General features: G+C 58.7%; 9 protein-coding genes. 6 read left to right on the top strand and 3 right to left on the bottom strand.

Translation table 11 applies throughout. The features are described from left to right. Nucleotides 1-62: 62 nt before the first annotated feature. Nucleotides 63-677 (bottom strand): NAD(P)H:quinone oxidoreductase, encoded by a 615-nt coding sequence (gene wrbA, locus FNT36_RS09365; protein ID WP_144846718.1) that lies wholly within the window; start codon nt 675-677, stop codon nt 63-65. Nucleotides 678-1,025: 348 nt separating this feature from the next. Between wrbA and FNT36_RS09360 the strand changes: the two genes are divergently transcribed. The 5 genes from FNT36_RS09360 (at nt 1,026) to FNT36_RS09340 (ending at nt 6,765) form a co-directional block, all read left to right on the top strand. Further along, nucleotides 1,026-1,664: an RNA polymerase sigma factor gene (locus FNT36_RS09360; protein WP_144846716.1), complete on the top strand. Its 639-nt coding sequence runs from the start codon at nt 1,026-1,028 to the stop codon at nt 1,662-1,664. Between the two features lie 12 nt (nt 1,665-1,676). After that, nucleotides 1,677-3,326, top strand: coding sequence for a hypothetical protein (locus FNT36_RS09355; protein ID WP_144846714.1), 1,650 nt, complete (start codon nt 1,677-1,679; stop codon nt 3,324-3,326). Nucleotides 3,327-3,631: 305 nt separating this feature from the next. Further along, entirely contained in the window at nt 3,632-4,039 is a 408-nt protein-coding gene (locus FNT36_RS09350; RefSeq protein WP_144846712.1) for a hypothetical protein, read from the top strand. 94 nt (nt 4,040-4,133) lie between these two features. Continuing rightward, nucleotides 4,134-6,179, top strand: coding sequence for an excinuclease ABC subunit UvrB (gene uvrB, locus FNT36_RS09345; RefSeq protein WP_144846710.1), 2,046 nt, complete (start codon nt 4,134-4,136; stop codon nt 6,177-6,179). A gap of 265 nt (nt 6,180-6,444) precedes the next feature. Next, nucleotides 6,445-6,765: a hypothetical protein gene (locus FNT36_RS09340; RefSeq protein ID WP_144846708.1), complete on the top strand. Its 321-nt coding sequence runs from the start codon at nt 6,445-6,447 to the stop codon at nt 6,763-6,765. A 124-nt stretch (nt 6,766-6,889) separates the two neighbouring features. On the opposite strand, the gene FNT36_RS09335 is transcribed toward FNT36_RS09340, so the two are convergent. After that, nucleotides 6,890-7,858, bottom strand: coding sequence for an ABC transporter ATP-binding protein (locus tag FNT36_RS09335; RefSeq protein ID WP_144846706.1), 969 nt, complete (start codon nt 7,856-7,858; stop codon nt 6,890-6,892). A gap of 51 nt (nt 7,859-7,909) precedes the next feature. Further along, complete coding sequence (locus FNT36_RS09330; protein ID WP_233635807.1) at nt 7,910-10,306, bottom strand: TonB-dependent receptor; 2,397 nt, start codon at nt 10,304-10,306, stop codon at nt 7,910-7,912. A gap of 427 nt (nt 10,307-10,733) precedes the next feature. Here FNT36_RS09330 and FNT36_RS09325 point away from each other — a divergent pair, with 427 nt between their 5' ends. Beyond that, nucleotides 10,734-13,667, top strand: a complete 2,934-nt coding sequence (locus FNT36_RS09325; RefSeq protein ID WP_144846702.1) for a glycoside hydrolase family 2 TIM barrel-domain containing protein — start codon at nt 10,734-10,736, stop codon at nt 13,665-13,667. Nucleotides 13,668-13,724 lie beyond the last annotated feature (57 nt).

Here is a 13,724-nt window from a genome sequence, read left to right as displayed (position 1 = left end):
TGGGTGGCATAAACTACCACTTACTACTAGCTAAGCTCTACTTGCTACTTACTACTTAGGTATTACTTGCCCGAAACCTTTTTGGCAATCTCGGCAGTGTGGCGGCCTTGGAAGCGCGCACCTTCGAGTTCGTTAGCGCTCGGCTGGCGCTCGCCCTGGCCACCAGCTACGGTGCTGGCGCCGTAAGGCGTGCCACCAGTTACTACATCATGGCCCATTTGGCCCTGCCAAGCGTAGGGTAGACCCACGATGATAAAGCCGTGGTGCAGTAGCTCGGTGTGGAAGTTGCGCAGGGTTTCTTCCTGGCCACCGTGCTGGGTAGCAGTGCTCACAAAAGCACCACCTACTTTGCCTACGAGGGCACCGGTAGCCCACAGGCCGCCCGTGCTATCCATGAACGACTGCATCTGGCCGCATAGGTTGCCGTAGCGAGTGGGCGTACCAAAGATGATGGCATCGTAGTCTTTCAGTTCGTCGGGCGTTACGACGGGCACGTGTGCGAAGGCTTGTTGCGCACCAGTAGCACCAGTCTTATCCAGCACTTCCTTAGGTAGCGTTTCGGGAACGCGCTTCACTACTACCTCGTTGCCAGCAATTTCGCGAGCACCTTCAGCAACGGCTTCAGCCAATTTCCACACGTGGCCATAGGTGGAATAAAACAACACGAGCGTCTTCATACTAAAGAAGAAAAGGGGGTTGAAAAAACAGTGAGTAACCGGGACGATACAACGGCTAACTGCTGCTAGCGTTGCTTTAGGCTCAAAAGTAAGCACCAATTGATGTACATACATTTTATGTACGCACATCGTTTTATGAAAATCACTTATTTTACTTTATCTATCTGATGTACTGCGGCTTAATTTTAAGTTGCCATTTTTAGTATTTCTGGTGCAACGCTACATGGCCACTCTGCCTCTTGAGGTAGTGAAGCGGTGAGACTAGCTGGCTCTCGACTTAGAAAAGTATTCATACCTCGCGTTGTCTATGTTGCACGGATTACCAGCCGGCCTTGCCCGGACCCAGGCATGAGTAGTGCCGCCTGGCCCGCTACGTTTGGCCAAGACCCGCCGGCCCGGCCCACTGGGCTCACGGCCAGCCGCCCAGTGGCCCACGCTGTGCCCACTGAGGAAGAGCTGATAGATGGCTGCCTACAAGGCCGGCAGCTAGCCCAAAAGCAGCTGTACGACAAGTACGCCGCTCGCATGATGGCCGTGTGCCTGCGCTACGCACAAACCACCTTTGAGGCTGAGGATGTGCTGCAAGAAGGCTTTTTGACGGTCTTTCGCACCCTAGGTAGCTTTCGGCGCGAGTGCCCGCTAGAGTTCTGGATACGGCGCGTGATGATAAACGCCGCCCTGCGCCAGCACCGCCGCAACGCCCCGCTGGTGGCCGTGAGCGATGGCGACTACCCCGAAACGCTCGCCAGCGAAGAATTTACGTTTAGCAACTATGCCTACGGCGAGCTGCTGGCCGTAGTACAGGAGTTGGCCCCCCGCTACCGGCTAGTGTTTAACCTCTATGCCATAGAGGGCTACACGCACAAGGAAATTGGGGAGCTGCTCAATATATCGGAGGGCACCAGCAAGTCGCAGTATTCCCGGGCTCGCGTTGTTCTTCAAACTAAATTAGCGCGTCTGTCTCCACCAGCGCGACCTCTATCTTAATTACCTAGTAGTATGGATTCGCAATCGCCTCCCAAGGGCAGCCTAGAAGAGTTATTTCGCCACCACTTGCTAGAGAGCGAGGCGGCCGCTGTGCCACCGCGCCCGCTGGTGTGGGACCAAATTGACAATAGCCTGCTGCTAGCCGAGAATGAGAAATACCGCCGCCGCCTGCTGGTGCATCGCTGGGGTATGGCAGCTAGCCTGCTGCTAGCAGCGCTAGCTGGCGGTGGCTGGTGGCATAGCCAGCAGCCGGCTTCGCCCAATCTGGTCAGTGCCACGGGCAACATGGCGCGTGTAGAGATGGCCACGGCTGCCCGTTTGCCCCGGACCACCGTGGGCTTGAATACCACCTCGAGCCAGACTACGCTAGCCGTTGCTTCTACTGCGCCGCAGGCAGCTAAAGCAGCTACCCAGCAAGTGGGCACCCTCTCTACACCAGAGAGCGCAGATGCTACCCAAGCTGACTATACCACTGCGGGCAGCGCTCGTGGGCAAGTATTGCTAGCAACTGCAGCCCAGCCCACTACCCTAGGCCACTCGGCCGCTCCTACCCTAGCCACTTACGCTTACCGTGCTACCATGGCCTCGCGCCATGGGGCAGGGCCGGCTGATGCGCTAGCAGCAGTTCCTTTCTCATCCTCTACTAGCCAGCCTATTGAGTTTACTGCTACATCATCACTTACCAGGTTTCCAAACGCTACTGCTGCCCTAGACAGAGCGGCGGGCATGCCTATGGCCTCAACTGTGGCCACGGAGGCTAGCACCGCATCGGCACCAGTCGTAAGCCGCCAAGGCGAAACTTTGCTTGACAGTAGGCTAGCCCAGCTGGCCCTAGGTCCTAGTGACGGGTTGCCCGCTACCCTCACGCCAGTAGAAACCAAGATGCTGCCAGCTACCAAGCTTCGGCAGTGGCGGTTCGAGGCGGCTTATGCGGCTACTGCTTTCAACCCCAACGTTGATTTTGCCGCTAGCAGCTCGCGGTACCCGCTGGCCAGTGCCATAACCCTTCCTAGCTATTCGGTGGGCAGCCAATCGGCCGCGGCCGAGTACCGGGCCAACCAGCGCGGGGGCCTTGGGCAGCGCTTGAGTCTGCGCGCCACGCGCTGGCTGGGCGGGCACTGGTCGCTTAGCACGGGCTTGGAGGCCGCGCAGCAGCACGCCACCTCGGCTACCTCTATGGGCTTTGATGGTGTGCACCTAGATGCCGCTAGTTCATATAACCCAAATCTCTCAAACTCGGCGCCCCGCCCGCTGCAAGCTTCTTCCTACCGCTACCGCTCGGCGGGCGTGCCGGTCGAGCTCCGCTACGATACTCCTATCAAGACGGGAGTTTCGTTTTACGGGCGCCTAGGAGCCATTGTGAGTGCGCTGCTCAATGTGCGCACAGAAGTAGCCAGCAACCCCGAAACTGCCCGTTCCTATTCGCCGTTTGCGGGGAGCACTCCCTACCGCCGCCTCACTACGCTGCTGCGCGGCGGAGCAGGCGTACGCTACCGCCCCGCCAATAAGGGCTGGGGCGTGAGCGTAGGCCCCACGGCCGAGGCAGGCGTGCAGTCGCTCAATTCTGATACCGATAAAAGTTTCTTGCAACAAAATCGCCCCTACAGCTTTGGCCTAGAGGCAGGCTTTGAGTTTAACAGCGGCGTAGTGCCGGTGCAGTAGGCCACGCGGCCCAGTTGGGCCGCGCGGTTTTTCGTTCTTCTCGCTCTCCAGAAACAAACTTATGTCCTTCCAGCTGCGCTTGCTCGTGGCCTTGCTGGCGCTGCTTTCGCTGCTGGCTGCCCGGCACTTACACCGGCACCAGCGGCAGGCAAGCGCTACTAGCGCTCGGCCATCTGCCCCAGCTTCGGCACCGATGGCTAGGCACATCAGTGGCCGGCTGCCCGGGTGTGCACTCGCTAGCCAGCCATTCTGAGACCTAGGACGCAACACTTCCTTTTTCCGACGACCATCTTTTATTCTGCGTTATGAGACGCGCTTTTTTGGGGCTGCTGGCCTGCGGACTACTGGCCTGCAGCAAAACCACTTTGCAAATGGGCCAGCTAGTTACCCTTGTGCCTAAGCAGCCCACCACACTGGCCCTAGGTGGCATTGGCACCGCCGAGGCCACCCTTATCGACCTCAACGACTCACGGTGCCCTAGCGATGTTACCTGTGTGTGGGCAGGTACCCTCGCGGCAACGGTAACGGTAGTGGGCGATGGCCCAGCACAAACTGTGCGCCTAGGGTATCAAAAAAGTTACGTGCTCGACTCCGCCATCGTCACCTTACACGCCCAAAGCTATTGGGTGCGCTTGCTAGACGCAACCCCTTATCCGTCAACTAAAAATGCGGGGCTGCTCCGCACAGTTACGCTACGGCTGCGGCCGGCCTAGAAGTGAGCCAGCAAGTTTAGGGCTACCTAGAAACCCAAGCCTAGTATTTAGGGTTAAGTTAGCTGGCCTTTTCCCGGCCGCTTCCGCTCCCTGTATGTCCACGTACCAGCTTACTTCCGAATTCAAACCCACCGGCGACCAGCCCCGCGCCATTGCCGAGCTTGTGAAAGGCGTGAACGGCGGTGAGCCGGCTCAGGTGCTCCTAGGTGCCACGGGCACGGGCAAAACCTTCACGATGGCTAACGTAATTGCCGAAACCGGCAAGCCGGCCCTGGTGCTGTGCCACAACAAGACGCTGGCCGCCCAGCTCTATGGCGAGTTTAAGGCGTTCTTTCCGCAAAATGCCGTCGAGTACTACATCAGCTACTACGACTACTATCAGCCCGAGGCCTATATCGCCAGCTCTGACGTCTTCATTGAGAAGGACTTGGCCATCAACGAAGAGATTGAGAAACTGCGGCTACACTGCACCTCCACCCTGCTCAGCGGGCGGCGCGACGTGGTAGTGGTAGCCTCGGTGTCGTGCATCTACGGCATCGGCAACCCCGAGGAGTTTAGCAAAAACGTCATTTTCTTGGCGCCTGGCCACCGCTACTCGCGCAATAACCTGCTCTACCAGTTCGTGCAGATTCTATACTCGCGCACTGAAGTCGAGTTCACGCGCGGCAGCTTCCGGGTAAAGGGCGACACGGTAGACGTATTTCCGGCCTATGCCGACTTCGCGTACCGCATTTTCTTTTTTGGCGACGAGATAGAGGCCATTCAGAAAATCGACCCCGCCAGTGGCCGCAAGCTGAGCGACGAGAAAAACATGACCCTTTACCCCGCCAATCTGTTCGTGACGGGCAAGGAAACGCTGAACACCGCCATCCACGAAATCCAGGATGATATGGTGCAGCAGCACAAATACTTCGAGAAGGAAGGCCGCGACGTGGAAGCCAAGCGCATTCAGGAGCGCACCGAGTTTGACCTGGAGATGATACGCGAGCTAGGCTACTGCTCGGGCATCGAGAACTACTCGCGCTACTTCGACCGGCGCGAGCCGGGTTCGCGGCCGTTCTGCTTGCTCGACTACTTCCCCGATGACTACCTGCTCGTCGTGGACGAGAGCCACGCCACCATTCCGCAAATCCGGGCTATGTGGGGCGGTGACCGCTCACGCAAGACGGCGCTTATTGAGTATGGCTTCCGCCTGCCGTCGGCGTTTGACAACCGGCCGCTGACCTTTAACGAGTTTGAGAGCATGTATCGGCAGGCTGTATTTGTGAGCGCCACCCCCGCCGACTACGAGCTGACCCAGGCCAATGGCGTGGTAGTAGAGCAGATTATTCGCCCCACGGGCCTGCTCGACCCAGAAATCGACCTGCGCCCCAGCATTAACCAGATTGACGACCTACTCGACGAGGTCGACAACCGCGTGAAAGCCGGTGACCGCGTGCTCGTGACGACCCTCACCAAGCGCATGGCCGAGGAGCTGAGCAAGTATATGGAGCGCCTAGGTATTAAGGTCGAGTATATTCACTCGGATGTGAAGACGCTGGACCGGGTTGAGATTTTGCGGCGCCTGCGCCTGGGCGAGGTCGATGTGCTCATCGGGGTGAACCTGCTGCGCGAAGGCCTTGACCTACCCGAAGTAAGCCTGGTGGCTATTTTGGATGCCGATAAGGAAGGTTTCTTGCGTGACCAGCGCTCCCTTATCCAGACCATGGGTCGCGCGGCTCGTAACGAGAATGGTAAGGTAATCCTGTACGCTGACCGCATGACGGGCTCGATGCAGCGTGCCATTGACGAAACCAATCGCCGCCGCGCCACCCAAATGGCCTATAACGAAGCGCATGGCATCACGCCCAAAACGGTACGCAAGAGCCACGCCCAGATTATGGGCCAAACCGACCTTGCTGACTACCGTATTGTGGAGGCGCAGGCACCCGCTACGGCTTATGCCGAAGGTGGCGCAGCCCTAGCTATGGCAGCCGAGCCCGTAGTGGCCATGATGAACCGCACCGAGTTGGAAAAGCTCATCAAAACCACCGAAAAGCAAATGGAAGCCGCCGCTAAGGAGCTCGACTTTTTGCAAGCAGCCAAGCTGCGCGATGAGCTAGGTGCTCTCAAGCAGATGCTGAAAAACAAGCGTGACTAAATGCCCTAGGTGCTCTCACCTAGGGCTGCACGGGCGAGGCTTAGGCCGTGAATTAGGCTTTGCTGACAAGTTTTTTTTACTGTCAGGAATAACCTGAACACTGGTTTTTTCATGCTACCGGCTGCAAGCACTTTAGGCAAGCTTCATGTTAGCGGAAGAACGGCGTCAAAACTTTGTTTATGACAAAAAAAAGCAGGCCTTGTGCAACTTCGCTGATGATGTGTTCGTTAGGGGGACTTCATTTACATTTTTCCCTTGTCAGCTTATGAAACGCAACCAGTTTTCATTGCTAATGGGCGCTGCGCTTTGCGCCTCGCTAACCTTCATGAGCGCTTGCGCTACCACCGAAGGCACGTCGGGCACTACTACCGGCACCACTACTACTGACGGCACTACCTCAGGCTCTACTACGGGCACTACGGCCAGCACCACCACCACGGGGACTAGCACTACCGGCACCACGGCAGGCTCTACCGCTGGCACCACTGCAGGTACTACCACTACGGGCGCTACTACCACTGGTACCACCACCGGCACTACTACTGGTAGCACCACGGGCACTACCACTGGTACCACCACCCCCTAGGTATTTCAAGACCGGCGCTGAGCCGGCTTAGATGAAAAAAGGCTCCGCACTAAATGCGGAGTCTTTTTAGTTTGGGCCTACCTGCACCTCAGCACAGACTGCCTGCGGGGTCATTAGCTGCTACTCATTGGGCTGCTGCTACCGATATCACTACTGCATCGCCTGGCGCGCAGGCTGCCGTTGCAGCTCGCGCCCGCACAATATTTTCGGGTAGCTGAATTTCGACCTCGTAATAGCTGCCCATAAACCGCACGGCCCGCACGGTACCAGGCGCACCGGGGCCGCTGCCTGCCAGCACCAGTTGCTCAGGGCGCACGAGCAGCGTGGCCTCGGCAGCAGAGCTGGCTTCAGCCGAACCTAGGGCCAAGCGGTCGGCCCCGCGCACTAGGTTGTAGTCGCCAAATAGGGCGGCCACATACTCGTCGGCGGGCTGGTAGTAGAGCTGCTGCGGAGTGCCGCGCTGCACTAGCTGGCCGCGGCGCAGCACCAATACCTCATCGGCCCAAGGCAACACATCGGTGGCATCGTGTGAAACCAATAGGCACGTAATGCCCAGGCGCGTGCCCACTTCTTCAATAATAGCCTGAAGCTGACGCTTGTGCACACGGTCAAGATTCGAGTACGGCTCGTCGAGCAGCAGCAACCTAGGCGAGCCCAGCAGCAGCCGAGCCAGGGCCACACGCTGCTGCTCGCCGCCCGAGAGCTGGTCGGTGCGGCGGGCCAGCAGGTGGTCGATGCGGCAAAGCTCATACAGCGCCTGGGCCTCGGCAGCAGGACGCTTGCTGGCGTAGCGCAGCACTTGCTCGACGCGTAGCGAGTGTGGTAAGTCAGACTTCTGTGAGAGGTAGGCCACGCCGGGGTGGCCCGGCACCAGCGCCTCGTGCGGCCCCCGGACCCGCTCGCCCGCAATGCGGATTTCGCCGGTACTAGGCTGCACAAGGCCAGCTATTATCTGTAGCAGTGTGCTTTTGCCAGCTCCACTTTCGCCAGCCAGGGCTAGCTTGTGGTGGGCAGGCTGGCCAAAGCTGATGGGCGCCACCACGGTAGCTTCGCGCTCTACCAGGCTGATATCCGATACCCTAAGCAATTCCATAGGCGGTAGTAACCAGCGGACCTCCGGAATGATTTGAAGTAGAAAGCTGCTCTACTGGCTGTCGGCAGCACGGCGCAACTCGTCGTCGGCGCCGATAGTGCGCTTGCGAGCGGCCGTTACTTTGTTGTTGCCAAAGCGATACGTGAAGGCCGCCGTAACCACACGCAGGTCCTGGCGCCGGTAGAAGCTCTCCATAAAATCATCGTAAGTTGAGGTTACGCGTAGCGGCGTCGTGTAAAAGATATCGGTAGCATTCAGGCGAAACGTGGCCTGCTTGTGCCAAAACACTTTTTGCACGGCCGCGCCCACCTGCCCCCGGTGCTGCAGCACTTGAAAGCCCCCCACCTCACGCGACTCGTAGAAGCCGTTGAGCTCGGCCGTCCAGCCGTGGGGCAGCGCAAAGCTGTTGTTGGCGGTCAGGTTGCACGCCAAGCGGCCCCGGTCGAGCACCGTCGTGTTCAGCATGCCTTGGTACTGGTTATAATAAGCCAGCACGTTGGCGTACAAAGTCCAGGATTTGGTTAGCTGTAGCGGCGCAATCAGGTTTAAGGTATAAAAATTCTGCGTGCTCAGGTTCACGTACTGGTTTACCACTACCCGGTCGCCATCGGGCGAGGGCTGCGACGTAATTACAAACGGCTGATTGGTGCGGGCATAGGCCAGGGCCGTGGTAAACTTCCCTTTGTAGGTGTGCGATACCTCAAAGTTGTAGCTGGTCTGGGGCAGCAGGCTGTAGTTGCCTGCGCTGTACGAGGTAGCATCGAGGTACACGCGCAAGGGGCTCAGCTGCAAGTAGCTGGGGCGGTCGATGCGGCGAGCCACACTCAGGGACAGCGCATTATTCTTATTGAGGGTGTGCTGCACGAGCAGGCTCGGAAACAGCTGGAAGTAGTGCTGCTCGCGCACGCTAGCCCCACTTAGGTCGGCCCGAATATTGGCTTGTTCGCCACGTAGGCCTGCCTGCAAAGTGGTTTTGGCTAGGTTGCTGCGTAGGCTCACATAGGCCGCATTCACGTTTTCGTGGTAGGTGAAGGGCTGCGAGATATCGGTCAGTACTACGTACTTATAATCGGAGGGGGTAATGCCCGTGCGATTGTAGAACACGGTGCCGTTTTCGGATGCTATCTGCGTTACCTTGGCACCTAGGTCGAGGCGGGCGCGGTGCGGCAGCGGTTGGCTGTAGTCTATTTTGGCCGTGCCAATGGAGAGCGTACTGCGCTGGTCGCCGGTGAGCTCGGTAGGGCCGAGGGCTGGCGAACTGTGGTTGGTATCTAGCTTGAGCTGGCGCGCGTTGCGGTAGCGCGCGTAGTCGGCATCGGCGCTGATAACGCTCGCCGTGGCCGAGTCGGCAAACGTGTGGCGCAGGTTCAGGTTCACCGCCCCATTGGGCCGGCTCACATCCTGCTCGGTTTGGGAGTAGACGCGGTCGGCCAGCGCGCCGCCATCGCCGTAAAAAAACGCGTCGCTGGTAGTTTCGCTAGTGGTTTTGCTAGTCAGTCCCGTCGCCGACACACCTAGCAGCGTGCGCTTCGACAAGTTTATGTCGAGCCCAACTTTAGCACTGTTCGTCAGCTGCTTAAGATATTGATATGTGTCTTGGTTGCTGCGGGTGGCCGGTAGCGTAGGCGTAGCCATAAAATGCCGGCCGAACGTGAATTGCGTGTAGTACTGGCGGTCGTTGAAGGTGTAGGTGCCGTAGAGGTTCAGGTTTTTGCGGCGATAGTTGAGCGAGCCGCCGGCGACGGCTTTGCCGTAGCGGCCACGGCCATAGCTGACATTTAGGCTGGCATTGGCACCTAGGCGTTGGTCTTTCTTGAGGTTGATAATAATGACGCCAGCGCCGCCCTGGGCATCATAGCTGGCGGGTGGGTTGGTTATCAGCTCAACGCTTTGCACCTGCTCGGCGGGTAGCGCCCGCAGGTATTCGGCGAGGTCGCTGCCGGTAAGGGGCACTCGCTTGCCGTCAAGCACCACCAGCAGGCCTTGCCGGCCGCGCAGCGCCAATTCATCGGTGCCGTTGGCAGTCACATTGGGCGCGCGACCTAGGATGTCGAGCGTTGTTGCCCCAGCTGCCAGCGGGCTGTCGGCCACGTTTACCACGGTGCGGTCGGCGAGCTGCTCATATAGCGGCTTGCGGCCAGCCACAGTCACCTCTTTAAGCGCGACCGCCTGGCTAGGCAGTAGGCTGATAGCCGGCAGTACAGCCCCCGTGGCTGGTAGCACCAGGGCAGGGCTCCAGTAGCGCTTATAGCCCACCTTCTGCGCCGACACCAGGTAGCGCTCACCCGCCGCAGCTTCTAGCCGAAAGGCACCAGTGGCATTAGTAAACTCGGTCTTGACCACCACTGAATCTGTGGCCCGGTGCAGGGCTACAGTAACTAGCTCTAAGCCAGCGCCCGCCGCACTACCAACCGTCCCCGTAACGGCCGCTCGCTCTTGTGCCCGCATAGCCAACGGCGCCACCACTCCCCCACCAATCAACAAATACCGCGCAACTCGACAAAAAGTAGAATTTATATTAATGAGGGTAGAAAAGGGCATAGGCAAAACGCAGAGTGCATTCGGGATGGGGTAAGAGAAAATCGTTTCAGCGTGTGGAGCATAGCAATGACCGCCAAACTGGGCACGGACATGCAACAAGAAGACTAGTTGGGCCTAGCTGACCATTTTAGCTACCTAGACAATATGTAAAGGTGCGGCACCCCACCCAATATTCCAACAGGCTTAGCAAGACTTTTTGCAAGCCGCTCGCAGAGGAGGCGCCGCTAACGCTCCTGGCTAGCCCAAGGGCGCTGGGCAGGAGAGCACAGGGTACTATTGTTCGTGGCCCCGCTTTAGCTTGCTGCCTCCCTCGCTTGCTCGCTCACGCACGCTTATGCTTCGCTTCTTGCCACTATTTGCTTACCTAGTAGGCTTTTTATTGCTAGCTACTCCTGGTAGCGCCCAGTCCCATTTGCCTAGCGGCCCGCCTCAAAAACAGGTGCAATACTTGTCGGGCCGCGATAACAAGCGCACTGCTACCTGGGACTTTTATTGCACCGGCGGGCGCAAAAGCGGCTACTGGACTACCATTCAGGTGCCCTCCTGCTGGGAGCAGCAGGGTTTTGGGGCTTATAACTACGGCCGCGACTACAAGACCTACGGCAAAAACTTTCGCTTTGCCGACGAGCAAGGCAAGTACCGACACTCCTTTCAGGTGCCAGCCGCCTGGCAAAATCAAGCCGTTTACATCGTTTTTGAAGGGGCCATGACCGATGCCGAAGTGCGTGTGAACGGGCAATTGGCCGGGCCGGTGCACCAAGGCGCGTTCTATCGCTTTAAATACGATATCAGCCCACTGTTGAAGTTTGGCCAGGCTAATTTGCTTGAGGTTACAGTGAGCAAAATGTCGGCCGATGCCTCGGTGAACAACGCCGAGCGGCTAGCCGACTACTGGGTGTTCGGGGGCATTTTTCGGCCTGTGTACCTAGAGGCCACCCCTAAACAATTCATTCCGCACACCGCCATCAATGCCCGCGCCGATGGCTCGTTTACAGCCAGCGTGGGCCTGCACGGCCTTACTCAAGCTGCGCAGGTAAAGGCCGAAATACTGGACGCCGGCGGCCGGGTGGTGGGCACCGCCCTAGGTAGCGCCGCGGCCACCGATACGGCAGTACTGCTACGCACGCAAGTGGCCAAGCCGCTGACCTGGACTGCCGAGACGCCCCGCCTCTACCGCGCTCGCTTTACACTGCAAGCCGCTGGCCAGCCGCTGTACCAAACCACCGAAACCTTTGGCTTTCGCACCATTGAGGTGCGGCGCGGCAAGGGCATTTTCGTGAATGGCACGCAGGTAAAGATGAAGGGTACCAACCGCCACAGCTGGTGGCCCGAAACCGGCCGCACGCTCAACGACTCGATACACCTGCTGGACGTGAAGCTCATCAAGGAGATGAATATGAATGCCGTGCGGATGTCGCACTACCCGCCCGATGCCGAGTTTTTGCACCTCTGCGACTCGCTAGGGCTGTATGTACTCGACGAGCTGGCGGGCTGGCAAAAGGCGTATAGCACCAAGGCCGGCCGCCCGCTGGTGCGCGAAATGGTGCGCAAGGATGTAAACCACCCTAGCATCATTTTCTGGGACAATGGCAACGAGGGCGGCACCAATAAGGAGCTCGACGCGGAGTTTGGCAAGTACGACCTCTCGAACCGACCCGTCATCCACCCGCACCACCGGCCGGGCAATGCCCACAGCGGCATCGACTGCAACCACTACGAGAACTACTACAGCACCAAGCAGATACTCGCCGACTCGCTCATTTACATGCCCACCGAGTTTTTGCACTCGCAGGATGATGGCGGGGGCGGCGCGGCCCTGGCCGACTTCTGGGATTTGCATTGGCACGCTCCGCGCTCGGGCGGCGGCTTCCTGTGGGCCTTAGTTGATGAGGGCATAGTTCGCACCGACCAGCGCGGCATTATCGACGTGAACGGCGTGAACGCGCCCGACGGCGTGCTGGGCCCGCACCGCGAAAAGGAAGGCAGCTTCTTCGCTATTCGAGAGATTTTCTCGCCCGTGCGCATCGAGCTGAAAGAGCTGCCGGCCAAGTTCAATGGCCGGGTGGCAGTTGAAAACCGCTACCACTTCACCAACCTCAATCAGTGCTTTTTTCAGTGGGAGCTGGTGAAGTACCGCCAGCCGGGCGAGGTATTTGCCGGTTACAGTTCGCTGAAAAAAAGCCGTATTACCAGCCCCAGCGTAGCACCGCTTGCCACAGGCCAGCTCGACCTGAAGCTACCTAAGGACTGGCAGAGCTATGATGCCATCCTACTCTCAGCCTTCGACCCGCAGAAAAACTTAGTGTACCAGTGGACCTGGAAGACTGGCCCTAATGCCAACCTACTGCACGACATACTACCCGCCACCGCTCCCGTGGCCGTCGCTCCACAGCCCACTGCTAGCGCCACCCAACCCCTGCCCGCTGCTGTCGCCCTCACCGAAACCGACAGCTTGCTGACGCTGCAAGCCAGTGGCATCAGCGTTAGCTTTAGTAAGCGCACTGGCTACATTGGGCAGGTGAAGGGCAATAATGGCGACAAGCTCAGCTTTGCCCACGGACCAGTGCTGGTGGGCGCCGCGGCCACCTTCCAGAGCCTAACTCACCACACTGAGGCGGCCGCCGAAGTGGTAGAAGTACGCTACCTAGGGGCCCTCAGCACCGTGCGCTGGACCCTGCGCCCCGATGGCTGGCTACGCCTCGACTACGCCTACGACCTGCCCACCGGCGACTACCCCGCCGCGGGCCTCACGTTTACTTACCCCGAAAACTATGTGCTCGGCGCCAAGTGGCTAGGTAAAGGCCCCTACCGCGTGTGGAAAAACCGCATGGCTGGCCCCACCACCAACGTGTGGGAAAACCCCTACAACAACACCCAGACCGGCGCAGCACCCTGGCTTTACCCCGAGTTTAAAGGCTATTTCGCCGACGTGGTGTGGCTAGAGATGAACACCGTAGAAGGCAAGTTCTTGGTCGCCAGCCCCGACAAAGGCTTGTTTGTGCGTCTGTTTGACTTCTACGGCTTGTCGGGCCCAGTACCTGCGCCCGCACTGCCACCCGGCAACTTCTCGTTTCTAGATGTCATTCCGCCCATCGGCACCAAGCTCGCCCTCAACCTCGACAACAATACCAAGAACCTAGGTCCCCTCAGCGAAGCCAACCACTTGGGCGGCTCTACCAAGCGCACCCTATACTTTTTCTTCGGCTTGCCCAAAACTACCGGCAAGCCTCAGCCCTACGTGGTGCCGGCTAAGAACGACTTGTTTTAGCTCTAGGGTAACTCTAGGCTTGTAAAAGGCCACTGCGATGCTATGCTTCGACAAGCA

Source organism: Hymenobacter setariae (assembly GCF_007713685.1).
Lineage (GTDB): Bacteria > Bacteroidota > Bacteroidia > Cytophagales > Hymenobacteraceae > Hymenobacter > Hymenobacter setariae.
This window is presented reverse-complemented; position numbering and strand designations above follow the sequence as displayed.

Bases quoted from the DNA above. Each gene is read 5' to 3' on its own strand.
- wrbA (WP_144846718.1), bottom strand. From the start codon at position 677: ATGAAGACGCTCGTGTTGTTTTATTCCACCTATGGCCACGTGTGGAAA.
- FNT36_RS09360 (WP_144846716.1), top strand. From the start codon at position 1,026: ATGAGTAGTGCCGCCTGGCCCGCTACGTTTGGCCAAGACCCGCCGGCC.
- FNT36_RS09355 (WP_144846714.1), top strand. From the start codon at position 1,677: ATGGATTCGCAATCGCCTCCCAAGGGCAGCCTAGAAGAGTTATTTCGC.
- FNT36_RS09350 (WP_144846712.1), top strand. From the start codon at position 3,632: ATGAGACGCGCTTTTTTGGGGCTGCTGGCCTGCGGACTACTGGCCTGC.
- uvrB (WP_144846710.1), top strand. From the start codon at position 4,134: ATGTCCACGTACCAGCTTACTTCCGAATTCAAACCCACCGGCGACCAG.
- FNT36_RS09340 (WP_144846708.1), top strand. From the start codon at position 6,445: ATGAAACGCAACCAGTTTTCATTGCTAATGGGCGCTGCGCTTTGCGCC.
- FNT36_RS09335 (WP_144846706.1), bottom strand. From the start codon at position 7,858: ATGGAATTGCTTAGGGTATCGGATATCAGCCTGGTAGAGCGCGAAGCT.
- FNT36_RS09330 (WP_233635807.1), bottom strand. From the start codon at position 10,306: ATGCGGGCACAAGAGCGAGCGGCCGTTACGGGGACGGTTGGTAGTGCG.
- FNT36_RS09325 (WP_144846702.1), top strand. From the start codon at position 10,734: ATGCTTCGCTTCTTGCCACTATTTGCTTACCTAGTAGGCTTTTTATTG.